The 25,865-nt window shown below is 73.7% G+C and carries 19 protein-coding genes; 9 read left to right on the top strand and 10 right to left on the bottom strand.

From position 1 onward, the window contains the following. Positions 1-4: 4 nt before the first annotated feature. Both Ae505Ps2_RS17885 and Ae505Ps2_RS17880 read left to right on the top strand, forming a co-directional pair. Positions 5-289: a hypothetical protein gene (locus Ae505Ps2_RS17885; RefSeq protein ID WP_075305599.1), complete on the top strand. Its 285-nt coding sequence runs from the start codon at positions 5-7 to the stop codon at positions 287-289. Continuing rightward, positions 282-1,268: a cyclase family protein gene (locus Ae505Ps2_RS17880; protein WP_170917057.1), complete on the top strand. Its 987-nt coding sequence runs from the start codon at positions 282-284 to the stop codon at positions 1,266-1,268. The genes Ae505Ps2_RS17885 and Ae505Ps2_RS17880 overlap by 8 nt, the downstream gene beginning before the upstream one ends. Positions 1,269-1,334: 66 nt before the next feature. On the opposite strand, the gene Ae505Ps2_RS17875 is transcribed toward Ae505Ps2_RS17880, so the two are convergent. Together Ae505Ps2_RS17875 and Ae505Ps2_RS17870 are read right to left on the bottom strand one after the other, a co-directional pair. Continuing rightward, positions 1,335-1,523 (bottom strand): hypothetical protein, encoded by a 189-nt coding sequence (locus Ae505Ps2_RS17875; RefSeq protein ID WP_139320184.1) that lies wholly within the window; start codon positions 1,521-1,523, stop codon positions 1,335-1,337. Between the two features lie 63 nt (positions 1,524-1,586). Further along, positions 1,587-2,501 carry an SDR family NAD(P)-dependent oxidoreductase gene (locus Ae505Ps2_RS17870; RefSeq protein WP_075305597.1) on the bottom strand — a complete coding sequence of 305 codons (915 nt, stop codon included), beginning with the start codon at positions 2,499-2,501 and terminating at the stop codon, positions 1,587-1,589. Between the two features lie 97 nt (positions 2,502-2,598). Between Ae505Ps2_RS17870 and Ae505Ps2_RS17865 the strand changes: the two genes are divergently transcribed. Continuing rightward, entirely contained in the window at positions 2,599-3,264 is a 666-nt protein-coding gene (locus Ae505Ps2_RS17865) for a TetR/AcrR family transcriptional regulator (protein WP_075305596.1), read from the top strand. Between the two features lie 42 nt (positions 3,265-3,306). Here the strand turns inward: Ae505Ps2_RS17865 and Ae505Ps2_RS17860 are convergent, their stop codons facing one another. From Ae505Ps2_RS17860 to Ae505Ps2_RS17850, 3 genes are all read right to left on the bottom strand, one after another. Then, positions 3,307-3,792 (bottom strand): MarR family transcriptional regulator, encoded by a 486-nt coding sequence (locus Ae505Ps2_RS17860; protein ID WP_075311537.1) that lies wholly within the window; start codon positions 3,790-3,792, stop codon positions 3,307-3,309. Between the two features lie 10 nt (positions 3,793-3,802). After that, a complete protein-coding gene (locus Ae505Ps2_RS17855; protein ID WP_083702296.1) occupies positions 3,803-4,597 on the bottom strand; it encodes an MBL fold metallo-hydrolase in 795 nt (264 codons plus the stop codon). 140 nt (positions 4,598-4,737) lie between these two features. Then, positions 4,738-5,304, bottom strand: coding sequence for a TetR/AcrR family transcriptional regulator (locus tag Ae505Ps2_RS17850; RefSeq protein WP_075553796.1), 567 nt, complete (start codon positions 5,302-5,304; stop codon positions 4,738-4,740). Positions 5,305-5,394: 90 nt separating this feature from the next. Here Ae505Ps2_RS17850 and Ae505Ps2_RS17845 point away from each other — a divergent pair, with 90 nt between their 5' ends. The 6 genes from Ae505Ps2_RS17845 (at position 5,395) to Ae505Ps2_RS32645 (ending at position 17,666) form a co-directional block, all read left to right on the top strand. Continuing rightward, entirely contained in the window at positions 5,395-6,288 is an 894-nt protein-coding gene (locus Ae505Ps2_RS17845) for an alpha/beta hydrolase (RefSeq protein ID WP_139318670.1), read from the top strand. Continuing rightward, entirely contained in the window at positions 6,285-7,280 is a 996-nt protein-coding gene (locus tag Ae505Ps2_RS17840) for an amidohydrolase family protein (protein ID WP_233147487.1), read from the top strand. Before Ae505Ps2_RS17845 ends, Ae505Ps2_RS17840 begins: the two co-directional genes overlap by 4 nt. Before the next feature lie 95 nt (positions 7,281-7,375). Next, complete coding sequence (locus Ae505Ps2_RS17835; RefSeq protein WP_075553795.1) at positions 7,376-12,466, top strand: SpoIIE family protein phosphatase; 5,091 nt, start codon at positions 7,376-7,378, stop codon at positions 12,464-12,466. 202 nt (positions 12,467-12,668) lie between these two features. Continuing rightward, the gene (gene car, locus Ae505Ps2_RS17830) at positions 12,669-16,175 is read left to right on the top strand and encodes a carboxylic acid reductase (RefSeq protein ID WP_075553794.1); all 3,507 of its coding nucleotides are present in this window, start codon (positions 12,669-12,671) and stop codon (positions 16,173-16,175) included. 220 nt (positions 16,176-16,395) lie between these two features. Further along, complete coding sequence (locus Ae505Ps2_RS17825) at positions 16,396-17,454, top strand: acyl-CoA desaturase (RefSeq protein ID WP_083696118.1); 1,059 nt, start codon at positions 16,396-16,398, stop codon at positions 17,452-17,454. Beyond that, positions 17,379-17,666 (top strand): RGCVC family protein, encoded by a 288-nt coding sequence (locus tag Ae505Ps2_RS32645; protein ID WP_233147742.1) that lies wholly within the window; start codon positions 17,379-17,381, stop codon positions 17,664-17,666. The genes Ae505Ps2_RS17825 and Ae505Ps2_RS32645 overlap by 76 nt, the downstream gene beginning before the upstream one ends. A gap of 30 nt (positions 17,667-17,696) precedes the next feature. Here the strand turns inward: Ae505Ps2_RS32645 and Ae505Ps2_RS17820 are convergent, their stop codons facing one another. The 5 genes from Ae505Ps2_RS17820 to benA all read right to left on the bottom strand — a co-directional run bounded on the left by Ae505Ps2_RS17820 (position 17,697) and on the right by benA (position 25,696). Next, entirely contained in the window at positions 17,697-17,912 is a 216-nt protein-coding gene (locus Ae505Ps2_RS17820) for a hypothetical protein (RefSeq protein ID WP_075305590.1), read from the bottom strand. 267 nt (positions 17,913-18,179) lie between these two features. Then, positions 18,180-20,870 (bottom strand): LuxR family transcriptional regulator, encoded by a 2,691-nt coding sequence (locus Ae505Ps2_RS17815; RefSeq protein WP_075305589.1) that lies wholly within the window; start codon positions 20,868-20,870, stop codon positions 18,180-18,182. Positions 20,871-20,895: 25 nt separating this feature from the next. Beyond that, positions 20,896-23,694: a benzoate 1,2-dioxygenase electron transfer component BenC gene (benC, locus tag Ae505Ps2_RS17810; protein WP_075333184.1), complete on the bottom strand. Its 2,799-nt coding sequence runs from the start codon at positions 23,692-23,694 to the stop codon at positions 20,896-20,898. Positions 23,695-23,708: 14 nt separating this feature from the next. Then, positions 23,709-24,251, bottom strand: a complete 543-nt coding sequence (gene benB, locus Ae505Ps2_RS17805; protein WP_075305587.1) for a benzoate 1,2-dioxygenase small subunit — start codon at positions 24,249-24,251, stop codon at positions 23,709-23,711. After that, a complete protein-coding gene (benA, locus tag Ae505Ps2_RS17800; protein WP_083696398.1) occupies positions 24,248-25,696 on the bottom strand; it encodes a benzoate 1,2-dioxygenase large subunit in 1,449 nt (482 codons plus the stop codon). Before benA ends, benB begins: the two co-directional genes overlap by 4 nt. Between the last annotated feature and the right edge of the window lie 169 nt (positions 25,697-25,865).

Here is a 25,865-nt window from a genome sequence, read left to right as displayed (position 1 = left end):
ACCCATGAGTTCGACGACGATCTCTTCCGACCCCGCCACCGGTACCGCGGCGAAGGTCACGACGTTCCTGTTCGCCCTGACGGTGGTGTTCTTCCTGCTCGCCGGCCTGGTGATCGTGGTGGGCCAGACCGCACTGCTCGGCCTCGGCGACGCGACCGCCGCCCGGGCCTGGGCGAGGACGATGGCGCCCTACGCCTTCGGCGGCGCCTCCGCGGCGGGCCTGCTGTCGTTCGTCCTGTCCTACTGGCAGGGCCCCGGCCACGGCGACGACGTGGCCGACGATGACTGAGCCGCCGCCCCGGTGGGAGGTGCCCACCCACGCCGAGCTGGCCGGGCGCCGTCCGCCCGGGGCGAGCTGGGGCGTCTTCACCACCGATCCCGAGCGCGGCACCGCCAACTTCGCCGGCGCCGACGAGGTCCGGGCCAGCGCCGCGGTGGTCACCCGCGGCGCCGTGTTCGGCCTCGACCACGCCCTCGACGCGTTCGACCCGCCGATGGCGCGGGCCCGGTCCGCGCCCCGACACGAGATCCTCTCCGCCCACGCGCAGGCCCGCGACGACGTGCTGCACGGGTTCTACCTGCAGGCCACGTCGCAGGTCGACGGTCTGCGGCACCGGCGGGCGTCCGGGTACGGCTTCTACGACGGCGTCCCCGACGCGGCGATCGTCGCGGGCGGCCCCGCCCTGGGCGTGCAGCGCTGGGCGGAGAAGCCGATCGTCGGGCGCGGGCTGCTGATCGACGTGGCGGGGCTGCTCGCCGAGGAGGGCACCCCGCTGGACCACCGGGCCGGGCCCGCGCTCGACGCCGACGTCCTGGACCGTGCGCTGGCGCGCCAGGGCGAGCAGGTCCGGCCGGGCGATCTCGTCCTGGTCCACACCGGCTGGGCCCGCTGGTTCCTCGACGCCGACGACGAGCTGCGCGCCGAGGTCCGGTCCGCGCGCCGCGCCACGGGGTTCCGCCAGTCGCACGAGCTGCCGCGCTGGATCTGGGACCACCGGGTCGCGGTGTTCGCGACCGACACCTTCGCCGTCGAGGTGCTGCCGGTGGACCCGGGCAGCCCGTTCACCGGGACCGCCCCCGAGGACGCCGGGATGATGCACCAGGAGCTCATCGCCAAGCTCGGCGTGGTCCTGGGCGAGCTGTGGAACCTCGACGCGCTGGTCGCCGACAGCCGCGCCGGGGGCGGCTGGACGTCGTTGACGGTGGTCAAGCCGCTGCACCTCGTCGGGGGCGTCGGCTCGCCACCGAACGCGACCGCGATCCGCTGACCGGAGCGGGACGTACCGGGGCGGTCGGATCGCCCCGGTCGGATCGCCTCGGTCGGATCGCGCCGGTCAGATCGCGCCGGTCAGCTCCCCGGTGACCACACGGCGCTCGTTCTCCGTCCGCCAGGCGCGGTAGTCGGCGTCGTCGGCGGCGGTGCCGATCCTGGCGATGCAGTCGGCGCAGAGGTCCGCGACCTGCAGCAGGCAGTCCCGGCCGCAGTCCCGGCACGCGACGAGCTCGGCGATGGGGTCGTTCACGGTCGCTCCGGACATGACCGCGAGCCCACCGAGGGCAGCCCGGTGACGCCGGTGTGGTCGGGTTCAGCGACCTGCCGCCGCCACGGGGAAGCTCACCCCGGTGAGCTCCTCCGACACGGTCCACAGCCGCTGCTGTACCGCATGGTCGTGCGAGGCATCGCTGGAGGAGACGAGCGTCGGGTATCCGCGGATCTCGCCTCGGCCGCCGGGGCCGTAGTACTGCCCGCCGAGTACGCCGGGATCCGTTGCGGCGCGGACGGTGGGGAGCGCGCCCATCTCGGGTGTCTGTGTGAGCAGTGGTGCCAGCCATCCCATGGGCACACGCAGTGCCGCGGGTGTGTTCCGGGCGAGTTCGGTGTTGGACACGCCGGGGTGGGCGGCGACGGCGAGCGTCGTGCCGTGGGGGGCAAGTCGTCGTTGCAGCTCGTAGGTGAACATCAGGTTCGCGAGCTTGGACTGGCCGTACGCGGCGGAGCGGCTGTACGAGCGTTCCCACTGCAGATCATCGAAGTGGATCGCTGCGCGGATGCGGTGGCCGGTGCTGCTGACGGTGACCACGCGGGAGCCGGGTACGGGCAGGAGCCGCTCCAGGAGGAGGTTGGTGAGGGCGAAGTGTCCGAGATGGTTCGTTCCGAACTGCAGCTCGAAGCCGTCGGCGGTGGTCTGCTTCGGTGTGTACATGACGCCGGCGTTGTTGATCAGAAGGTCGATCCGAGGGTAGGTCGCGCGCAGCTCGGCGGCGGCGATGGAGACGGACTCCAGCGATGTCAGATCGAGGGCCTGCACGCCGACGTCCCCGCCCATGCGTGCCGCGGCCTGCCGGCCCTTCTCGATGTCGCGTACGGCGAGGACGACCCGTGCTCCGTGTTCGGCGAGCATGCGTGCCGTCTCGAAGCCGAGGCCCACGTTGGCGCCGGTGACCACGGCGACCCGGCCGTGCTGGTCGGGGATGTGCTGTTCGGTCCAGGGCTGGTTCATGACGCTCCCTAAGAGACTGCCGGTCTGTTGCTCCGGAGACGCTAGGAGACCACCGGTCCCTTGTCAAGAGACTGGCGGTCTTTAGTAGGGTGCCGGGGTGGAGTTCCAACGAGCGCGCAGCGAGGAACAGCGAGAGATCCGGCGGACGGCGATCCTGGACACCGCTGCGGCGATGCTCCGGGAGATGCCCGTCTCGGACCTCGCGCTGAACGAGCTCAGCCGGCGCGTGGGCCTGGCGAAGTCGAACGTGCTGCGCTACTTCGAGTCCCGCGAGGCGGTGCTCCTCGAGCTGCTGGACAGGTTCTTCGGGGCATGGCTGTCCGAACTCGAGGAGCAGCTGGCGACCGGCGCCGACGGCCGGGAGGAGATGACGACACGAGCGCATCGGCTCGCCGATGTGCTCAGTCGGTCCCTGGCGGAGCAGAGCGTGCTCTGCGACCTCATCGCCGCCCAGGGCGGCGTTCTGGAGCACAACGTGTCCACGGAGGTCGTTCGACGGCACAAGCGGTCCTCGCTGGCCCGGTTGGCGACCATGCGCATGCTGGTGACCCGTTTCCTCCCCGAGCTCGACGACGGCGCACAGCGGTTCTGCTTCATGACCCTCGTGTCGGCCGGAGCACTGTCGACCTACGTTCCTCCACCAGCCGCCGTTCTCGCCGCCTACGCGGACGAACCGGAACTCGCCGTCGTGGAGCTCGACCTGAGAGCGACACTGCGAAGCGTGGTGCTGACGACGCTCCTGGGGGCGCTGCCCCGCACGTGAGCCTCGGAGGAGCTGCCGCGGACATCGATCGGTCGTCGCGGCTCAGATGCACGATCCCGGGTCGTCGGCGGTGGTGATGATGGCGTGGAGGACGGTGCGCAGGGAGGTGAGCGAGGCCGGGTCGATGTTCTGCACGGCGGCCTCCTCCGCGGCGGCGGCGTCGACGGCGATCTTCTCGCGACGGCGATCGCCGGCATCGGTGAGTGCGGGGATGCGAGCGCGCCGGTCGCGCGGGTCGACCTCTCGCCTGATCAGGCCCGCCTTCTCCAGCCGGTCGAGCTCCGCGACCATGGTCGTCTTGTCCACGCCCAGGGCCTGCCCGAGCTCGATCTGGGTGAGCCCCTGCGTCTTGTGGAGCGCACTGAGGACGATGTGGTCACGGAGGGTGAGTCCGTGCCGCGCGGCGGCGGCCCCCACCACGGTGTGCAGTCGTTGCGCCGCTCGGTGGAGGAGCCAGGTCAGCTCGGAATCGGGCCCCGGCCCGAGGGTGGGGCGCGAGTGGAGCGCTGAGTCGGAAGGCGGCTGCACCACTGCAGTCTCACGCACCGGCGGGCGCGACGGGGCCGGTCAGCCGAGGGAGAGAGTCGTAGGCGCCGACGTCGTGGGAGGGGACGATCCGCATCAGCCTGCTCAGCGCGATGCTGCGCTGCAGACCGAGCCTGACGGTGTCCGCGTCGACGTCGGCCATCCGCCGCAGCGGCCAGGGACGTTCGGCCCCGCGGGTGATGCCGTCGATCTGCCAGGTCAGATCGCCGATGAACGCGTACCGGTCGCCGTCGGGAAGGGTCACGAACACGACGACGGAGCCGCGGGTGTGCCCGGCGGCGAGGGCGACGACGACCGAACCGTCTCCGTGGACGTCGAAGCTCGCGGGGAAGCCGAGATGGGCGGGCCCGTCGAGGTCGTACTCACGGATCTCCAGGCCCGCGGACACGGCGCGGAAGACTGCTCCGTGAGGGTCGCTCCGCGCGTAGCGCAACTCCTCCCGGTTGATCCAGACCGGCACCCGGAGCGAGTCGAGACCGCTGACGTGGTCCCAGTGCACGTGGGTCACCAGGACACCCGCGAGGCGGGAGCGGTCGTAGCCGGCGTCGTCGAACTGCTGCGCGACCGTCCTGCCGAGTTCGAGGGGTGCCCGCTCCACTCGGGCGAGCATCCTCACGTGCTCACCGACGTGCGCACCGAAGCCGGCGTCGATCAGGAGATCGCCGTGCGGGTGGCTGACGAGGACGGCGGTCGCGGCGAACGCGCGCACGTCCCGGAAGGACCCACCGGTGACCGCGAGCGCGGCCCGGGTGCGGTAGGTCCCCGTCGGCAGCTGGTACAGCCTCATCGAGGCAGGGGGGTTCGCGACAGGGAGGGGATCGGTCCAGAACGCCGGCATCGTGACCATGGTCCCAGATAGTACCGATTCAGATCATCCTGACTCGGATTAGTTTCCTCGTCGCCTGTTCCCGGGCAGGCTCGGATCGCTCAGCCGTCCTCCAGGCCGGACAGGAACAGCTCCGCAGCCCGCTCGATCCGCCGCCGGTCACCCCCCGCGAGCAGGTCCAGCAGCAGACCACGGATCGTCGCGACCACCAGCGTGGCCCGGGACTCCGCCTCGTCCGGCTCGACGCCGGACCCCTGCGCCGCACGCAGCGACAGCGTCCACTCGGCGCCGATCCGGTCCAGGAAGTCCGCGAACGCCTCCGGCGACTGCACGGCCCGCCCGTAGACGGCGAAGAAGAGCCGGAACGTGGCCTCCCGGCGCGGGTCGGTGCTCCACTCCCACACCGCGCGCGCCGCCGTCGCGAGGCCCGCGCCCGGGCCGGCCAGTGTCGCCGTGCCCACGACCACGCGCTCGCGCAACCGCTCCAGGATCGCCTCCAGCATCCGCTCCTTGGTCCCGAAGTGGTGCACCAACGTCGTCGTCGACACGCCGAGCGCGGCCGCGGCCGACCGGAACGACAGCTCCGTGAACACCTGCTCGGCCGCGTGGTCCACCGCCGCGTCCAGCAGCTCCGCGCGGCGCCGGTGGTCGACCGGTCGTCCCACCATCTCGCCCTCCCCTCGTCGGCTTGACTTTCTATCACGATCGTTCTACGAATAATTCCTAGCACAGTCGTTCTAGAAAGTTGGGTGACCTCGATGAGTCCCGTCCTGTCCGTCGCACCGGTGACGCTGCCCGCCCCGGACCGCGGTCCCGACCTGCAGCTGCGCGTGTCGGTCCCGGTCGGCGACGACCCCGTCCCGGTCCTGCTGTTCGCGCACGGCTTCGGGTCGTCGCTGCGCGCCTACGGCCCGCTCACCGACCACTGGGCGGCGAACGGGTTCGCGGTGATCCAGCCGACGTTCCTCGACTCGCGCACCCTCGGGCTCGCCCCGGACGACCCGCGCCGGCCGCAGCTGTGGCGCCACCGGGTCCGGGACATGACCCGGATCCTCGACGGGCTCGACACCGTCGAGGCCGCGGCCCCGGCCCTGCACGGACGCCTCGACCGCGACCGCGTCGTCGCCGCCGGGCACTCGTTCGGCGGGCAGACCGCGGGCATGCTGCTCGGCCTGCAGGTCCGCGACCCCGCCACCGGCGACGTCACCGATCTCTCCGACGACCGCGTGCGGGCCGCCGTCCTGCTGGCGACGGCGGGCCGGGGCGGAGACTCGCTCGCCCCCGGCGTGATCGAGCAGCTCCCGTGGCTGGACGCCGAGTTCTCCGCCATGGCCGGGCCCGCGCTCGTCGTCATGGGCGACGCCGACGCGAACCCGCTGACCACCCGCGGCCCGCAGTGGAGCGCGGACCCGTACCGGCTCAGCCCGCCCGGGAAGTCCCTGCTCACGCTGTACGGCGCCGAGCACTCGCTCGGCGGGATCCCCGGCTACGAGGCCGCCGAGACCACCGACGAGAACCCCAAGCGGGTCGCCGCCCTGCAGCAGCTGAGCACCGCCTACCTGTGCACCGCGCTCGATCCCGCCGATCCCGCGTGGTCCGAGGCGTCCTCCGCGTTCGCGGGCAGCCCCCTCGGCCGGATCGAGTCCCGGTGAACGCGCCCCCGACCACCCCGCGGATCGTCGCGCTGGAGGAGCACATGGCGACCGCCGACGTGCTCGCCGCCTGGCGCCGCCACGATCCCGACCTGACCGACCCGGTGCTGCGCTGGACCGTCGCCGGGACCGTGACGGCGCCGCTGCTCGACCTCGGCGAGGACCGGCTGCACGCGATGGACGTCGCGGGCGTCGACACCGCGGTGCTCTCGTTGACCACCCCCGGGCTGCAGAGCCTGCCCAGGGCCGAGGCCGTCGCGCTGCAGGGCCCGACGAACGACGTCATCGCCGACGCCGTGCGCCGCCGTCCCGATCGTCTCCAGGGCTTCGCCACGCTCGCCACACCCGACCCCGAGTCCGCCGCGCGTGAGCTCGGACGGGCCGTCACCGAGCTCGGGCTCGACGGCGCGATGCTGCACTCGCTCACCGACGGGGTGTTCCACGACGACCAGAAGTACTGGTCGATCTTCGAGGCCGCCGAGCACCTGCGCGCGCCGATCCACCTCCATCCCGCGGTCCCGCCGCCCGCGGTGACCGACGCCTACTACGACGGATTCGGCCTCCTGCGCACCGGCGGGCTCGGCTGGCACCACCAGACCGGTGTCGCGCTGCTGCGGCTCGTCCTGGCCGGAGTGTTCGACCGGTTCCCGGATCTGCAGGTCGTCCTGGGCCACTGGGGTGAGACCGTCCTGTTCTTCCTCGACCGCAGTGCCCTGCTGGACCGGGCCTCCGGGCTCGACCGCCCGCTGGCCGACTACGTGCGGGACAACGTGTTCGTGACTCCGGGCGGCATCGCCAGCCACCGCTACCTGCGGTGGAGCGCCGAGGTCGTCGGCATCGACCGGATCATGCACGCGACCGACTACCCGTTCAACGGACCCCACGACTTCGACGCCCGAGCCTTCCTCACCGAGGCCCCGCTCCCCGCGTCCGACCGTGCCCTCGTCGCGTCCGGCACCTGGGACCGGCTCCGCGCCGGCATCCGGCGGTAGGCCGACGACGCGTTCGGGTGGGCGCACGGTCCGGGCGCTCCCGCCCGTCGTCGGCTAGATTTCGTCGAGCTCCGACGGGGCGGGGAAAGAGGCACATGCGAGGCGACGACGACGCGGACGATCCGGGCCCGCGTCCGGCGGGGACCGACGGCCCACCCGGCCCGAACCGCGCTCCCGCACGCCCGGGTCCGCCGCCGGACCTGGTCAACGCCGCCATGGCAGCACACGACTGGTCCGCCCACCCGCTCGGCCCGCCCGAGCAGTGGTCGCCCGAGCTGCGCAGCGTCGTCCGGATGCTGCTCGACTCCCGGTTCTCGATGTGGATGGCGTGGGGCCCTGACCTCACGATGTTCTACAACGACGCCTACCGGCGCGACACGCTGCGCGACAAGCACCCGTGGGCGCTCGGCCGCTCCGCCCGCGAGGTGTGGGCCGAGGTCTGGGACGACGTCGGCCCGATGATCGCGTCGGTGCTCGCCGGCGGAGGGGCCACCTGGAGCGAGGACCTCCTGCTGTTCCTCGAACGCAGCGGCTACCTCGAGGAGACCTACCACACCTTCTCCTACAGCCCGCTGCACGAGGACGGCGCCGTCGCGGGGATGCTCTGCGTGGTCACCGAGAACACCGACCGCGTGCTCAGCGAACGCCGCATGCAGACGCTGCGCGACCTCGCCGCCGACCTGGGGCCGACCCGGACCCGGGCGCAGGTGTACTCCGCGGCCGGGCGGGCGCTGGCCCGCAACCCGCAGGACCTGCCGTTCGCCCTGGTCTACGAGTTCACCGAGGACGGCGGGACCGGGCTGGTCGGCTCCACCGGCGTCGCGCCGGACGCGCCCGTGGCCGAACCGGCGGGCTGGCCGCTCGCCGCGGTGCGCGAGGGCGGCACGGCCGTGGTCGACGACCTCGCCGCCCACCTGCCGGAGCTGCCCCGCGGCGCCTGGGACCGGCCGCCGTCGCACGCCGTGCTGGTCCCGCTCGCCGGGGCGCAGGGCGAGACCCTGATCCGGGGCGCACTGGTCGTCGGACTGAACCCGTTCCGGCTGTTCGACGAGCGCTACCGGGCCTTCGTCGACCTCCTGGCGGGCCAGGTCGAGGCCGCGCTGGTCGCCGCGGGCGCCTACGAGGCAGAGCGTGAGCGTGCGGAGGCGCTCGCCGAGCTCGACCGCGCCAAGACCGACTTCTTCTCGAACGTCAGCCACGAGTTCCGCACGCCCCTGACACTGATCATGGGACCGGTCGAGCAGCTGCGCGACGCCCCGCCGGAGCCGGACCGGCTCGCCGCGGAGCTCGACGTCGTGCACCGCAACGCGTTGCGCCTCGGACGGCTCGTCACCACGCTGCTCGACTTCTCCCGGCTGCAGGCCGGACGGCTGCGCGCGACGTTCGAGCCCACCGACCTCGCCGCCTTCACCACCGAGCTGAGCAGCCTGTTCCGGTCGGCGATGGAGCGCGCCGGGCTGGACTACACGGTGGACTGTCCGCCGCTGCCCTGCCCGGTCCACGTCGACCGGGAGTCCTGGGAGAAGGTCGTCCTCAACCTGCTGTCCAACGCGCTGAAGTTCACCCTGGACGGCCGCGTCGCGGTCGCCCTGCGCGCCGACGGCGACAGCGCGGTCGAGCTGACCGGCGCCGACACCGGGGCCGGGATCCCCGCCGAGGAGCTGCCCCGGCTGTTCGAGCGGTTCCACCGCATCGCCGGCACCCGCGCCCGCTCGACCGAGGGGTCGGGCATCGGGCTCGCCATGACCCGCGAGCTGGTCACCCTGCACGGCGGGACGATCACCGCGGCGAGCACACCGGGCACCGGCACCACCTTCACCGTCCGGATCCCGACCGGCACCGCGCACCTCGATCCGGACCGCGTCGCCGACACCGCGTCCGGGAGCGCACCCACCGCGACGTCGGAGGCGTTCGTCGGCGAGGCGCTGCGCTGGCTGCCCGACCCGGCACCGGCCCCGGCACCCGTCCCGGCGAGCGTCGCGGGTCCGGACGCGCCGGCCTCCGCGGGCCGGATCCTCGTCGCCGACGACAACGCCGACATGCGGGAGTACCTGCAGCGGCTGCTGGCCGACCGGCACGAGGTCCAGCTCGTCGAGGACGGGAAGTCCGCGCTGACCGCGGCCCGGGAACGCCCGCCGGACCTCGTCGTCACCGACATCATGATGCCCGTCCTCGACGGCATGGAGCTGCTCGCAGCGCTGCGCGGGGACCGTCGGACGGCCGGGGTGCCGGTCCTGCTGCTCTCCGCCCGCGCCGGTGAGGAGGCCGCGATCGAGGGCCTGGGCGCCGGTGCGGACGACTACCTGGTCAAGCCGTTCTCCGCGGCCGAGCTCGTGGCCCGGGGCAACGCCCACCTGAAGCTGGGGCGGGTCCGCCGCGAGGCCGAGGCCCGGTTCACCGCGATGGCCGACCTGGCACCGGCCCTGATCTGGGTCGCCGACCCGGACGGCGCGCGGACCTACGTCAACTCCGGCTGGCAGGAGTTCACCGGCCGGGAGGCCTCCGCCGACCTCGACGACGGCTGGACCGACGGGCTGCACCCGCACGACCGGCAGCGCTACCGCAACCGGTTCTCCCGCGCGGTCGCGTCCGGGACGGGCTGGCAGATCGAGTACCGGCTCCGCCGCGCCGACGGCGCCTTCCGCTGGATCCTCGAGCACGCCGTCCCGCTGCACACCGACGCCGACGGGGCCGTGACCGGCTGGGTGGGCAGCGGCACCGACATCACCGTGCGCTACCGCGAGTCCGAACGCCAGGCGCTGCTCGCCCGGCTCAGCCGGGAGCTGGACACCGCCGAGGACGTCGACCACCGGCTGCGGCGCCTGACCGCCCTGCTCGTCGAGACCCGGCTGGCCGACGTGTGCACGGTCCGCCGCGTCGACGAGGCCGGGCAGCTCGTCCGCGCCGCCGGGGCCGCTCCGGACACCACGACCGAGGCGCTGCTCGACGAGCGCCCCGACGAGACCTCGTTCGGCCGGCAGGTGCTCGATGCGGGCGCCGCGGTCCTGTGGGACGACACCGCCCCCGGCGCGACGGTCCCGGGCTCGGCCATCCCGGCGCGCTCCGCGGTCGGGGTCCCGCTGACCGCGCGCGGCCGGACGCTGGCCGTCCTGGTCCTGGTGCGGGGCCCGCAGACCACGCCGTACGCCCCCGACGACATCGAGCTCGTCACCGACCTCGCCGACCGCGCCGCGCTCGCACTCGACAACGCGCTGCTGCTCGCGGACGAGCGGGCCAACGCCGACCGGCTGGCGCTGCTGCAGCAGGCCACCGCCGAGCTGTCGGCGGCCGCCGACCCGACCGAGGTGGCCCGGACCGTCGTCACCCACCTGCGGGCGCTGCTCGGCCCCTGCCGCATCGCGGTCTACGAGCTCGACCCGACCGCCCAGCACCTGCGGGCGCTGGCCCTGCACGACGTCGCCGACCCGCAGGCGTGGCAGGAGGTGCCGCTGAGCTCGCCGATCCCGGCCGCGGTGACCGCCCGCGAGGCCCGCGCGCTGTGGCTGGAACCGGGCACCGACTGGCGCGAGCGCCACCCGCAGACGGCCGAGCTGCTCGACCGCCTCGGCCACCTGACCGTCTTCACCCTCCCGCTGGTCACCGCCGCCCGCACCGTCGGTGTCATCGCGACCGCGTTCATGACGCCGCGGCCGCTGCCACCCAGCGAGCGCGCCACCCTGCTCGCCCTGACCGACCCGGCCGCGCAGGCCCTCGAACGCGCCCGGCTCTACCGCGCCGAGCGGGAGGTCGCGCACACCCTGCAGCGGACGCTGCTGCCCATCCGGCTGCCCGACCTCGACACCGTGGAGATCGCGGTGCGCTACCAGGCGGGCGCCGCGGGCACCGAGGCCGGCGGCGACTGGTACGACGTCGTCGACCTCGGCGACGGGCGGATCGGGCTGTCGGTCGGCGACGTCGTCGGGCAGGGCGTCGCCGCGGCCGCGGTGATGGCCCAGCTGCGCACCGTCCTCTCCGGCGCCGTCCGCCAGGGTCGCGACCCCGCGTCCGCGCTGGAGCTGCTCGACGAGTTCGCGACCTGGATCCCCGGCGCCCGCTACTCGACGGCGGCCTGCGTGGTCGTCGACCCCGGCCGCGGGGAGTTGCGCTGGGCACGGGCCGGACACCTGCCCGTGCTGGTCGTCGACGAGGACGGCGGCGGCTACCTCGCGGGCGGGCACAACCCCGTCCTGGGGATCCGCGGCCGGCCAGCCTTCCGCGAGGGGGTCGCCCCCATCGCCGCCGGGCAGACGCTGGTGCTCTACACCGACGGGCTCGTCGAGCGCCGCGGCGAGGTCGTCGACGACGGACTGGACCGGCTGGCCGGGATCGCCACCGAGGTGGCCGGGCTGCCGCCGGAGCAGTTCGCCGGGCAGATCATCGACCGGGCCCTGGCCGGCGCCGCGCACACCGACGACGCGGCGCTGGTCTGCGTCCGCGTCCTGCCGCCCGACATCGACCTCACCGTCCCCGGGTCCGCCCGGGAGCTGAGGGGCATGCGCCGCCGGGTCCGGCGCTGGGCCGACCAGGTGGGTCTGGGCGAGGACCTCGGCGACGACCTGGTCCGCGCGATCGACGAGGCCGCCGCCAACAGCGTCGAACACGGCTACGCCGGGTTCGACCCGCCCGGTGACGTCCGGCTCCACCTGGGCTACACGCCGTCGGGCGGGGTGAGCGCGTGCGTCTCCGACGACGGCCGATGGCGGCCGCCGCCGAGCGACCCCGGCCACCGCGGGCTCGGTCTGGCGATGATCCGGGCGATCGCGAGCAGCAGCGAGATCGAGCACACCGACGGCGGGACGGCGGTGCGCATGCGGATCGCCCCGACGGCCCGTCCCACCGCGCCGCACTCCGCGGCGGTCCACCGGCCGCGGGAGTCGGAGGACCGGCGGACCACCGTGCTGCGCGCACACGGACGCCGCGACGGGGTCGTGCAGGTGCTGCTCGACGGCGACCTCGACCTCGCCGGTGCCGGCGACGTGCGGGACCGGCTGCTGGAGCTCGCCGCGTCCGGGTCGGTCGACCTGGTCGTGGACGGCGCCGCCTACGTCGCGAGCAACGGCGCCGCGCTGCTCGCCGAGGCGGGCGACCGCGCGGCCGCCGGTGGGCACCGCCTGCGGATCACGGTGTCGCCCGGACCCGCCCGGCGGGCCCTGGAGCTCGTCGGTCTGGGGCCACTCCAGCCCTGATCACGGCCGTCGACAAGCGCTCTACGAAAAGCGCACGACGCGTGCTCAAACCACGAATGCTTGTGTCGCGCAAGCACATCGCGACGACGATCACATGGCCCAAGGTCGTTTCGCGGAGTAATGCTTAGGAAAGCTAACCCCTGGTGGCCGTCCCTCCCGGACGGGCCGGAGGACGCGAACGGACGAGGAAGTGGGTGCCTGAGTGAACGTCACCGATCCGGAGGCCCGGGCCGAGCGCCTGGCGGCGGACCTCGACGAGAACGATCCGCAGTACCGGGCCGCGAGGCCCGACGAGACCGTCCGCGCGGCCGCACTCGGGGCGGGACCCGGTCTCGCCGCCGCGGTCGACCGCATCATGACCGGCTACGGCGACCGGCCCGCCCTCGCCCAGCGCGACACCGAGCCCTACACCGATCCCGCGACCGGCCGGACGGCCCTGCGGCTGCTGCCCAGCTTCTCCACCCTCAGCTACGCCCAGGCCTGGGAGCGGGCCCGCCGGCTCGCCACCGCCTGGGCGGCCTCCGGTGTCCGGCCGGGCGATTTCGTGGCGACGATCGGGTTCACCAGCACCGAGTACGCGACGGTGGACCTCGCCGTCGTCGCCCTCGGCGCCGTCGCGGTACCCCTGCAGCCCAGCTCGGCGCTGCCGCAGCTGCAGGCGATCGTCGACGAGACCGCCCCGGTCGTGCTCGCCACGAGCCAGGAGTACCTGGGCAAGGCCGTCGAGCTGGCCCGCGCCGCCGAGCGGACCCCACGCCTGGTCGTGTTCGACCACCACCCCGAGATCGACGACGAGCGCGAGGCCCTCGCCGAGGCCGCCGTCGCGCTGCCCACGGTGCAGACCCTCGACGAGGTCCTGGACGGCGCCGCGCAGCTCCCGCTCGCCCCGCTGCACTCCCCCGACGGCGACGACGACCCCCTCGCGGTCCTGATCTACACCTCCGGCAGCACCGGCGCCCCGAAGGGGGCGATGTACCCGCAGCGGGCCCAGTGGCGCGCCTGGAGCGGCCACGCGATGAGCCTGCCCGCCACCCGCCCGACGATCAGCCTGAACTTCATGCCGCTCAGCCACATGATGGGCCGTACGGTGCTGCTGAGCACGCTCGGCTCCGGCGGCATCGCGTACTTCGTCGCCCGGTCGGACCTGTCGACCCTGTTCGAGGATCTCGCGCTCGCCCGGCCGACCGAGTTCCACGTGGTGCCGCGGATCTTCGACATGCTGTTCCAGCTCTTCCAGTCCGAGCTCCACGCGCGTTCCGGTGACGGCGGGGACCCCGCCGCCGCCGAACGGGCCGTCCTCGACGACCTGCGCGAGCGGGTGCTCGGCGGCCGGATCCTGTGCGCACTCGTCGGCAGCGCCCCCATCTCCCCGGAGATGAAGGAGTTCGCCCAGGCCGTGCTCGGCGTGCCGCTGCACGAGGGCTACGGCTCCACCGAGTGCGGGGTCGTGCTCATCGACGGCGTCGTCCAGTCCCCGCCGGTGACCGCCTGGAAGCTGGTCGACGTCCCCGAGCTCGGCTACCACACCGACGACCACCCGCACCCGCGCGGTGAGCTCCTGGTGCGGACCGACGACATCTTCCCCGGCTACTACCACCGCCCCGAGGTCACCTCCTCGGTCTTCGACGACGACGGCTACTACCGCACCGGCGACATCATGGCCCAGGTCGGGCCGGACCGGCTCGTCTACGTCGACCGTCGCAACAACGTGCAGAAGCTCTCCCAGGGCGAGTTCGTCGCCCTGTCCAAGGTGGAGGCAGCCCTCACCCACGACCCGGCGATCCGGCAGGTCTTCGTCCACGGCAACAGCGACCGGCCCTACCTGCTCGCCGTCGTCGTCCCGTCGCAGGACCTGCTCGACCGCGTCTCCGACCCGCAGGAGCTGCACGGCGAGCTGACCGCGGCGGTGCAGCGCACCGCGCGCCGTGCCGGCCTCGAACCGTACGAGATCCCGCGCGACCTGATCGTCGAGCCGGAACCGTTCAGCATGGCCAACGGCCTGCTCTCCGACATCCGCAAGCTGCTGCGCCCGCGGCTGCGCGAGCGCTACGGCGAGCGGCTCGACCAGCTCTACGCCGAGCTGGCGCGCGCCGAGAACGACGAGCTGGCCGCGCTGCGGGCGAGTGGTGCCGACCAGCCGGTGCAGGAGACGGTGATCCGCGCCGCCCGGGCGCTGCTCGGCGCCTCCAGCACCGAGGTCACGCCGGACGCGACGTTCCTCGACCTGGGCGGCGACTCGCTGTCGGCGCTGAGCTTCTCGAACCTGCTGCACGACGTGTTCGGCGTCGAGGTCCCGGTCGGCGTCGTCATCAACCCGGCCGGTGACCTGCGGTCGGTCGCCGCGCACATCGAGCGGCTGCGCGACGGCGACGCCGTCCCGACCCCGGCGAGCGTGCACGGACCCGACGCCGTCGAGATCCGGGCGGAGCACCTGCGCCTCGACGCCTTCCTCGACCCCGCCACCCTCGCCGCCGCCCCCGGGCTGCCCGCGCCGGCCGCGGGCGAGCCGCGGACCGTGCTGCTCACCGGGGCCACCGGCTTCCTCGGCCGCTTCATGTGCCTGGACCGGCTCGAACAGGCCGCGCGCACCGGCGGCACCGTGGTCTGCGTGGTCTGCGTGGTCCGCGGTTCCGACGACGCCGCCGCCCGCCGCCGGCTCGACGAGACCTTCGACTCCGGCGACCCGGAGCTGCTGCGTCACTACCGCGCGCTCGCCGAGGAGCACCTGGAGGTCCTCGCGGGCGACCTCGGCTCGCCGCGGCTCGGACTCGACGAGCCGACCTGGGAGCGGCTCGCCTCCGAGGTCGATGTCGTGCTGCACCCCGGTGCGCTGGTCAACCACGTGCTGCCCTACGGCCAGCTGTTCGGCCCGAACGTCGTCGGCACCGCGGAGGTCGTGCGCCTCGCGCTCACCACCCGGCTCAAGCCGGTGGTGTACCTGTCGACGATCGGCGTCGCCGACCAGATCCCGGCGGGCTCGTTCGCCGAGGAGACCGACATCCGCGAGATGAGCGCGGTCCGCCACGTCCACGACGGCTACGCCAACGGCTATGCCATGAGCAAATGGGCCGGCGAGGTGCTGCTGCGCGAGGCGCACGACCTGTGCGGGCTGCCGGTCACGGTGTTCCGGTCGGACATGATCCTGGCCCACACCCGCTGGGCCGGGCAGCTCAACGTGCCGGACGTGTTCACCCGGCTGATCGTCACCCTGCTCGCGACCGGGCTGGCCCCGGCGTCGTTCTACGAGCCGGGCCCCGACGGGGGCCGGGCCCGCGCGCACTACGACGGGCTGCCGGTCGACTTCAGCGCCGCCGCCGTCGACGGGATCGGTACCGACGGCTCGGCCGGGTTCCGCACCTTCCACCTGTTCAACCCGCACGACGACGGCATCTCGCTCGACACCTTCGTCGACTGGCTGGTGGAGGCGGGCCACACCATCACCCGTCTCGACGACTACGTGGAGTGGCGCGACCGGGTCGAGACCGCACTGCGCGGGCTGCCCGAGCAGCAGCGCAAGCACTCCCTGCTGCCGGTGCTGCGCTCCTACGACAAGCCGGCCGACGCGGTGCCCGGCAGCGCGGCGCCGACGGCGGCGTTCCGGGCCGCGGTGCAGGCGGCCCGGCCGGGCGGCTGGACCGACATCCCGCACCTGGACCGGGCGCTGATCGAGAAGTACGCCGCCGACGTGCGGCTGCTCGGCCTGGTCTGACCGGGACCGTGATACACGGTGCGGCTCCACCGATTGCCGGGGGTCGCACCGTGTGTCACGGTACGGGAGCGTGACCGTGCCGTCCGTGGCGCGGTTCCTCCCCTGGGGCGACCGGCCGGGTCCCGTGGTCGCCCCGACCCGGCGGCTCGTTCCGACGCGTCGGCCGCGCGGTCGTCAGGACCGCCCGCCACGTGTCCCGAGGGCCGACCGGAGCACACGCATGACGACGTCCCCACCCGCGGGCACGCCCGCCCACCCCACCCCTGCGGCGACCGCGGGCGGGTTCGGTGAGCTCGCCACCCTGGTCTCCGACGCCGGCCTGCTGCGCGAGGCCCGCCGCCCCTACCTGCTGCTGTTCGCGGCGAACGCCGTCCTGCTCGCCGGCGGCGTCGCCGCGTTCGTATGGCTCGGGCCGTCGTGGTGGCAGCTGCTGCCCGCGGTGTTCTTCGCGGTCGTGACCACGCAGCTGGCCTTCATCGGCCACGACGCGGGCCACCGCCAGATCTTCGCCGGCCGGCGCGCCAACGACGTCGTCGGCCACCTCCACGGTGGGCTGGTCGGGCTGAGCTACGGCGCCTGGGTCACCCAGCACACCGCCCACCACGCCCATCCCAACCACGCCGACGACGACCCGGACATCGACATCCCGTTCCTCGCCTTCAGCCCCGAGCAGGCCGCCGCCGCACGCGGGCCGGTCCGGTGGATGATCGGCCACCAGGCCTACCTGTTCCTCCCGCTGCTGTTCCTGGAGGGCTGGAGCCTGCACGTCACCGCCGTCCGGGCGGTCGTCCGTCGTCAGGTCCCCCGCCCGCGGCTGGAGGCGGCGCTGCTCGTCGCGCACGCGGTCGGCTACCTGGGCGCGGTGTTCTGGGTGCTCGACCCGCTGCAGGCGGTCGCCTTCGTCGTCGTCCACCAGGGGCTGTGGGGCGTGTACATGGGGCTGGCGTTCGCGCCGAACCACAAGGGCATGCCGGTCGTCCCGGCGGGCCTGCGTCTGGACCACCTGCACAAGCAGGTGTCGACCTCGCGCAACGTGCTCGGCGGTCGGGTGCTCGACCTCGCGATGGGCGGCCTGAACTACCAGATCGAGCACCACCTGTTCCCGCGGATGCCGCGCCCGCACCTGCGTCGCGCCCAGCCGGTCGTGCAGGCGTCCTGCGCCGCCCACGGCCTGCCCTACACCCGCACCGGGCCCCTGCGGTCCTGCGCCGAGGTCCTGCGTCACCTGCACGCGGTCGGTGCCCCGCTGCGCCGCCCCGCCGGGCCGCCGGCCACCTGACCCGCCCCCGGGTCCGCTCGGGGCAACCTCCGGAGGAGGACCACCAGCATGGACGACCGGCACCCGCCCCCGACACCGACGACACCCGCCCCGGCGACCTCTGCCCCGTCTGCCCGCACCGCTGGGAGGACCACGACGCGATCGACCGAAGGTTCTGCTCGGCGAAGATCGCGGGCGGGTCCTCGCAGGGGTGCGTCTGCCGGAAGGGGTGACCGGGCCGCGCCGTCCCGCCGTCGGGGCGGCTACGCCGCCACCAGCAGCTGCTGCCCCGGCGCCCGGAGCGGGTCGGCACCCGCGCTCACCAGTGTCACGCCGTCGGGCAGCCCGGCCTGCCGGGCTGCCCGACGGCGGCGGCGGAGACCCTGGTACCGAGGCCCGGCGGGCAGGACCTCGGTCGCGAGGCGTTCGATGGCGGCGAGCACCGCGTCGCGCTCGCCGGAGGACTCCACGTGCAGCACCCGCCCGGCCCCGCTCCCCCGGACGAGGTCGACGAGGCGCCGGACACCGGCGCCAGCCCGGTGAAGGAGGCGAGGACCAGCCCGAGCTCGTCGGGCAGCCCGCTGGGCCACCGTTCGATGCCGGTGCCGAGCACCTCATGGTCCATCATCGGCCCGGCCCGACCCGGCCGACGCCAGCCGGACTCTGCCCGGGGAAGCGGTGGGTGAACAGCATGACGCCGAAGGAGGGAGCAGCCACGCCTTGACCGTACCGGATGTCGTTGTCGATTAGAGCGAACCGTGCCCGGGGTCGGGCCGGGCGAGCCGGTCGTCGTTGCGCCGGGCGATGAGCTCGGTACGCGAGCGCACGCCGAACTTCGCGTAGATCCGCGTCAGGTGGTACTGCACGGTCTTCGGCGACACGTGCAGCTCCGCGGCGACGTCGCGGGTCGACATCCCCCGTGCGACCAGGGCCTCGACGGCCGACTCCTGGGGCGTCAGGTCGACCGGTGCCCGCTCGTCGCGACCGGCGCCGACCCCGCCCGCCCGGAGCTCGCGGTCGCAGCGGTGGACGTGGACGGTCGCTCCGAGCGCGTCGAAGTGCTCGCGCGCGATCAGCAGGGACGTGTCGGCGTCGCGCCGCTTGCCCGCACGCCGCAGGGTCTGGCCGTAGGCGAGGTGGATCCGGGCCAGGTCGTAGCGCAGCGCCATGCCGTCGATCGCCCGCACCGCTGTCTCGAAGGCCTCCGTGGCCGCGTCGACGTCCCCGTGCGCGCCGTGCCACCGGCCCCGGGCGGCGCCGAGCCGGGCCAGGGTCGACCGGTGCCCGCGCCGCGCCGCGAGGGCCTCGTGCCGGTGGAGGACGGTCTCCGCCTCCTCGAGCCGACCGGTCAGCACGAGGGCGTTCGCGTAGACGTCGGCCCACGGCCACCAGCCGGGCTCCCGCAGACACCCGTCGGAGCCGGACCTGTCCAACGGCGCGAGCACCCGGACGACCCGCTCGTAGTCGGCGGCGGACTCCGCGATGTGGGCCCGGGCGAGGACCGCGGGCACCCGCATGATCTCGTAGGCGGCCCCGCCCGCCTCACTGCGCCGCGCGGCGCGGTCGGCCGCCGCGGTGTCGCCCCGCAGCGAGTGGACCTGGGCCGCCGTCCACTCGATCAGCGGCATCGTGAGCAGGATCCCCGTGCGCTCGCCGAGGGCCCGGCCGCGGTCGGCCGCCGCGAGCGCCCCGTCCCAGTCCCCACCCAGGAACCGGGCACGGGCCAGCCAGCCCCATGCCCACAGCGAGATGCGCGACGATCCGCCCAGCAGGGTGGTGGGCGTCGCTCCCTCGAGCTCCAGCCGCGCCTCGTCCAGGTCGTCGGTCACGACCGCCAGCCAGCCACGGCCCATCGTGACCCGTTGGTGCTGCGCGCCGTGCCGGATCTGCTCGGCGGCCCGGTCGTAGGACCGTGCGGCGCCCACGGGATCGCCCGACGCCGCCTGCCCGAGCCCCCGGATGGCCGCCGCCTCCACCGCGGCCGGGGACCCCGGCTCGGCGTGCTCTCCGACGCGGTCGGCCCACTCGACGATCTCGGCTCCGCGGCAGTGCGCGAGGGCGTGGAGGACGTGGCGCTGAGCCACCAGGGCCGCGGTCGCCGGGTCGGAGCGCGGATCGACCAGCTCCCACGCCCGTCCGAGCCGGACCCCCGCCTCGGCGGCCTTGCCCTGCACGATGGCGAGATAGCCGAGCACGGCGTTGCGCAACGGTGTGTCCCGCTGGCCCTCGACGGCCGGGATCAGCGCCTGCGCGTCGAGGACCTGCCCGGCGCCGACCATCGCGTCGACCGACCGGGTGAGGTGGTCCTCGCGGTCGACGCGCGCGTCGGCGAGACGGCTCGCGTCCAGCAGGAGACCGGCGACCGAGCTCCACCGGCCCTGGGCCGCCGCGTCCGCGGACAGCGCGTCGAGCCGGTCGGCCAGCTCGGGGTCGCGCCCGGTGGTCGCCGCGGCGAGGAGCCGAAGACGGCGTTCCGGGGAGTCGACGAGGTCGGCGGCGGCACGCCGGAGCGCGGCCGCGCGCGCCGGCCCCACCGAGTCCAGGACCGCGGCCCGCACCATCGGGTCAGGTGGGCTCACCCGCGGGCCGAGCTGCCCCCCGGCGCGGACGACGAGACGGGCGTCGGAGGCCTCGCCCAGCGGTTCCAGGACCTCGTCCAGACCTGCGACCCGGGCGGCCTCGTGCAGTTCCACCCGCTCGCCGAGGACCGCGACGGCCTCGACGAGCGCGCGGGCGCCCGCGCCGATCCCGGCCAACCTCGCACGCACGGCCGTCGACGTCGCCGCCGGCGGCGGGAGCCGGAGGAACGGGTCGGCCCAGTCCTCGGCGTCCACCTCGGTGAGCAGGGCGACGACGTGCCGGGGCGTGCCCCGGGTGTGGCGCCGCAGCCGTTCGGCGGCCGGCGCCGTGAGCGGGCGGCCGAGATCGGAGGCGATGGCGCCGATGCTGCGCGCGTCGAGCGGGTCCAGGCGCACGGTGTGCTCGACCCGGGCCAGGAGGTCGTGCTGCTCGGCCCCCGCCCGCAGGGGGTCCACGGCCAGCACCACCAGGATCGCCGTGCGCGCATGGTGGGCGACCAGCGTGCTCAGGGCCTGGAGGGACGCCACGTCGGCCGCGTGGGCGTCGTCGACGACGACCAGGCCGCCGTCGCGGCCGATCCGGTCCGCGAGCTGCCCGGCGATCTCGAACGGTGTGGCCCGCGCGTCGATCCCCTCCGCCAGCTGGGAGACGACCCCGCCCGCCCGGGACCGTTCCCAGGGCGCCGCGCGTGCCCGCAGGACCACACCGTCGGTCGCGCGGACCAGCGCGTCGAGAACGGTGGTCTTCCCGTAGCCCGAGGGCCCGGTGAGGACGACCGTGCACGCCGGGCCGGTGGCGGTCGGGCGGTACGCCGACAGCCGGTCGACGACGGCGTCGCGGCCGGAGGGGGACGTCATGCCCCCATCCTGGCGAACGACGAGGTCACCCGAGGTCGCCTCCTGCCACCGGCAGGACCGTCCCGGTGATGTAGGAGGCCTCGTCCGAGGCCAGGAACGTCAGCGCGGCGGCCTGCTCGTCGAGCGTGCCGTAGCGCTTCATCAGCGACGACTCGGTCGTCTGCTCGACGATCGTGGCGTACCAGCCGCGTTCCTGCTCGCCCTGCGGCGCCGGACCGCGGGGGGTCCGTCGCGGCGGCGCGTCGGTTCCCCCCGGTGCGGTGGCGACGACCCGGATCCCGTGCGGTGCCAGCTCGAGCGCGAGAGCCGAGGTGATCGCGTTGACCCCGCCCTTCGCGGCCGCGTACGGCACCCGGTTGAGCCCGCGGGTGGCGACCGAGGAGACGTTCACGATCGTCCCGCTCCCCCGCTCGACCATGTGCGGGGCGACGGCACGACAGGACCACAGGGTCGGCCACAGCGACCGGTCGATCTCGGCCCTGATCTGCTCGGGCGGGTAGTGCTCGAACGGCTTGGCCCAGATGGTCCCGCCGACGGTGTGGATCGCGACGTCGACGCGGCCGAACCTGCCGATCGCGGCCTCGACGACGGCGGACGCACCGTCCCAGGTCTCGAGGTCGGCGGTGACGCCGATCGACGTCGACTCCGCGTCCCCGTCGGCGGCCAGCTCCCCGGCCAGCTCGTGGACGTGCTCGGCGCGGTCGGCCAGCACGAGGCTGCCGCCCTCGGCCACGATCCGGCGGGCCGTGCACTCACCGATCCCCTGTGCGGCGCCGGTGACCACCACGACCTTGCCGGCGAACCGGCCCGGCGTGACGAACCGGGGCCGTCGCCGCTCGTCGGTGTCCCGCATCGCGCGCCGCATCGTCGCCTTGGAGTTCCGCGCGTGGTCGACGATCAGGGACCGCGCGGCGTCACGGTCGCCGGCCTCGAACGCGTCGACGATGTCGAGGTGATCCTGCGCGCAGTCGGGGTGGCACCACACCGCCGAGCGCAGCGTCTCCGCCATCGCGCCCTTGACCCCGAGCGCCTGGTAGGCGCGCAGCAGGTGCTCGTTCCCGGTCAGGGTGAACAGGTGGTCGTGGAACGCGGCGTTGGTCTCGGTGTAGGCGTGGGCGTCGGTGAAGCGTTCGCCGTCCCGGTCGACGTAGGGCACGGTCGCCTGGGCGAGGAGCCGGTACCCGGCGATCTGCCGGGTGTCGAGCCGCCCGATGACGAGCTCCAGCGCCCCGAGCTCGAGGCCCTGCCGGGCGTCGAAGATCGCGTCGGACTTCCGGATCGACGGATGCTCCTCGCCGATCTCGTAGCCGTCGGCGGCGACCACGCCCGCTCCGGACCGAGCGGCCGCGGCGGGCCGCTCGACCAGTGGGCGGAGGTCGTCGGACCGTCCGAGCTCCTGGGACTGCACCGTCCGCGCGTCGGGGCTGACGACGAGTCCGGCGTCGTCGTCCAGGCCGGTGGGTTCGCCGCCTGCCACGAACGGGGTGCCGATCCGCTGGCCGGCGATGCGCCACACCGCGTCGGTCGAGCCGACGGACTCCGGTCGACCGCCATCGTGGCGCGGTTCCGGTTCCCCGAACGTCGTGACGGTCCGGCCGTGGATCCCCCTCCCCTCCCGGCCCCCGAGGGTCGGGAGCACACCGTCGCACCCGGGCGGGACCACCGGAGCGGCCCCGGGCTCCGCCGGATCGTCGGCCCTCCCCCCGCCCCCGTCGTGCCCGGGGGCGACGGCCACGGGTTCGGCGGACACCGTCTCCCCCACCTGCTCGACCGGGGAGGCGGCGAGCGCGAACTTCTCGTAGTAGAAGCCCGCCGGCTCGTGGCCCTGCTCGGCGAAGAAGGAACGGACGGCCTCGACCATCGGCGGCGGCCCGCACAGGTAGACCGCGGCGTCGCCGTCGTGCAGGTGCTCCGGCCGGACGAGCGTCGTGACGTAGCCCCGGTTCGGCGCGGTGGTCTCCTCGGCCGCGACGCAGTACTCCCAGGTCAGGCCGGTCCGGTCGGCGAGGGCGCGCAGGGTGTCGAGCTCGACGACGTCGGCGTCGGTCGACGCGCCGTAGACCAGGTGCACCGGCCGGTCGCTGCCGGTCGCGTCGAGGGTGCGCAGGATGGACAGGATCGGGGCGAGTCCGGTGCCGCCCGCGAGCAACAGCAGGGGGGCGTCGGACTCACGCAGGAAGAAGCTGCCGTGCGGCCCGGTCAGCTCGATCTCGTCGCCCACCCGGGCACGCCGGTCCAGGTACTCCGACATCCGCCCACCGGGCGTGAGCTTGACGAGGAACCCGAGCTCGGCCTCGTCGGGCCCGTTGGAGAACGAGTAGGACCGGGTGACGTCGGTGCCGGGGACGGCGATGTTGACGTACTGCCCGGGCAGGAACGCGAGCTCGTCGCGCTGCTCGATCCGGATCCGCAGGTCGACGGTGGTCTCCGAGAGCCGGTTCACCGCGGTGACCGTGCCGGTGTGGGTCGCCGCGGCGGTCTTCGCGACGTCCGAGGTCGTCGCGATCTGCAGGACGAGGTCCGACCGGGGCCTGGCCTGGCAGGCGAGCAGGTATCCCCGCTCGGCCTCGTCGTCGGACAGGGCGTCCTCGAGGTAGGAGCCGGCGTCGTAGCTGCCGGACTCGCAGAAGGCCTTGCACGTGCCGCAGGCGCCGTCGGAGCAGTCGAGCGGGATGTTGATCCGGGACCGGTAGGACGCGTCGGCGACGCTCTGGTCCTCCCGGCACCGGATGAACCGGGTGACACCGTCCTCGAACGAGAGCGCGACCTGGTGGGACCCCGGCGCGGCGCTCGTGGAGGACGGTGCGTCAGCGGTGGCGGTCATCGCCGTCCTCCCTGCTAGAAGTGGTAGATGTCGACGACGTGGTGGATGTAGTCGTTCTTCAGCACCACGGTCTTGCGGCGGATCAGCGGGGCGTCCCCGGAGAAGTCGATCGTGTAGAACGACGTGCCGTAGTACGGGTCGACCGTCTTGTACCGGAAGTACATGGTGTGCCAGTTGAACCGGACGTCGGCCAGGTCACCGCGACGCTCGATCACCTCGACGTTGGAGATGTTGTGACTGGTCCGGGGCTCGGGGATCGAGGTCGCCGACGACCGCTCGGTGCGGATGCGGAAGACCCGGTCCTCCAGGCCGCCCTTGTTGCCGTAGTAGATCAGCGAGATCTCGCGCTGCGGGTCGGTGGTGAGCAGGTCGTGGTCGTCCCAGGACGGCATCCAGTAGACGACGTCGTCGGCGTAGCACTCGAGCCACTTCTCGAACTCGCGGTCGTCGAGGTAGCGCGCCTCGCGGTACAGGAACTGCTCGATCGCGTTCTGCGTGATCGGCGTGGGCGCCGCGGACGGGGCCGCGGGACCGGTGCCCTTCTCGGTGGTGGTCATCGTGCCTCGGCCCTTCCCGCGCCGGCCTGCGCGTTGGCGGCGCGCCGGTCCTCGGCGGTCAGGGAGCCGTGTCCGTGCGCGCCGTGCCCGTCACCGGAGGCCTCCTTCGCCGCGGCGGCCCGCATGATCCGCTGCCAGTAGCCGTGCTGGACCGGGAACAGTCCCTCGTCCTCGTTCTTCATCCCGGCGGAGATGACGCCGGGCATGCCCAGGGCGGTCGCGACCTCGTCGGGGCCGCTCAGCCAGTGCTCGGCACCGCGGGACATGTCGTTCCACGGGGCGGTGGTCGCGTGGAAGGTGAGCTGGCAGGAGCGGAACTCCTCCAGGTCGTCGGGGGTGGCCATGCCCGAGGCGTTGAAGAAGTCCTCGTACTGGCGGATCCGGTGCGCGCGGGCGGCGTCGCTCTCCCCCTTCGGCGCGATGCAGTAGATCGTCACCTCGGTCCGGTCCGGAGCGAGGGGGCGGAACATCCGGATCTGGGTGGAGAACTGGTCCATGATGAAGACGTTGGGGTAGAGGCACAGGTTGCGGCTGCCCTTCACCATGAACTCGCCCTTGGCCTCGCCGAACCGCTCCTTGAGCGCGTCCAGCTCGCTCCACAGCGGACGGTCCTGCGGGTTCGCGGCCCAGGTCCACAGGCACAGGTGGCCGTTCGGGTAGGACCAGTAGCCACCGCCGGACTTGCCCCAGCCACCGGCGTCGAGGGCCTTCGTGTCGTTCGCCGACTCGCCCGAGCTGCGCCGGGAGGTGGTGGCGGCGTAGTTCCAGTGCACCGACGAGACGTGGTAGCCGTCGGCCCCGTTCTCGGCCTGCACCTTCCAGTTGCCGTCGAAGGTGTAGGTGGAGCTGCCGCGCAGCACCTCCAGGCCGTCCGGGGACTGGTCGACGAGCATGTCGATGACCGTGGTGGTGTCACCCAGGTGCTCGGACAACGGCAGCACGTCCGGGTTGAGCGACCCGAACAGGAACCCCCGGTAGGACTCGAAGCGGGCGACCTTCGTGAGGTCGTGCGAGCCGTCGGTCGCGAAGCTCTCCGGGTAGCCGGCGCCGTCGGGCTCCTTGACCTTGAGCAGCGTCCCGTCGTTGCGGAAGGTCCAGCCGTGGAACGGGCAGGTGAGCGTCAGCCGGTTGTCGGTCTTGCGGCGGCACAGCATGGCCCCGCGGTGCGCGCAGGCGTTGATGAGACAGTGCAGCTCACCGTGCCGGTCCCGGGTGATGAGGATCGGCTGCCGGCCGATGTGGCCGGTGAGGTAGTCCCCGCTCTCCGGGAGCTGGCTCTCGTGGGCGAGGTAGATCCAGTTGCCCTCGAAGATGTGCTTCATCTCGAGGTCGAAGATCTCCTCGTCGGTGAAGATCCGACGGTTCGCGCGGTAGATCCCGGCGTCGCGGTCCTCGACGACGGCGGTGTCGAGCACCGCCCCGAGACGGTCGATGTCCACACTCATGACGTCCTCCGTGGTGGTCACTCCGGTGTGCGCGGAGAGGGCAGCGTCCCCAGGAAGTTCGCACGGCGCGGGCGGGGGCACACTGGGTGGATTCCCAGTCCTGCCCCAGGGGTCCGGACCGGTTCCGCGGTTCCTGACGCACCGCGTCTCGACCACGACGCGCGGCGTC

Origin of the sequence: Pseudonocardia sp. Ae505_Ps2, assembly GCF_001932425.1 — a bacterium.
GTDB lineage: Bacteria > Actinomycetota > Actinomycetes > Mycobacteriales > Pseudonocardiaceae > Pseudonocardia.
Note: the sequence above shows the minus strand (reverse complement) of the source record. Positions and strands in the feature narration are given on the sequence as shown.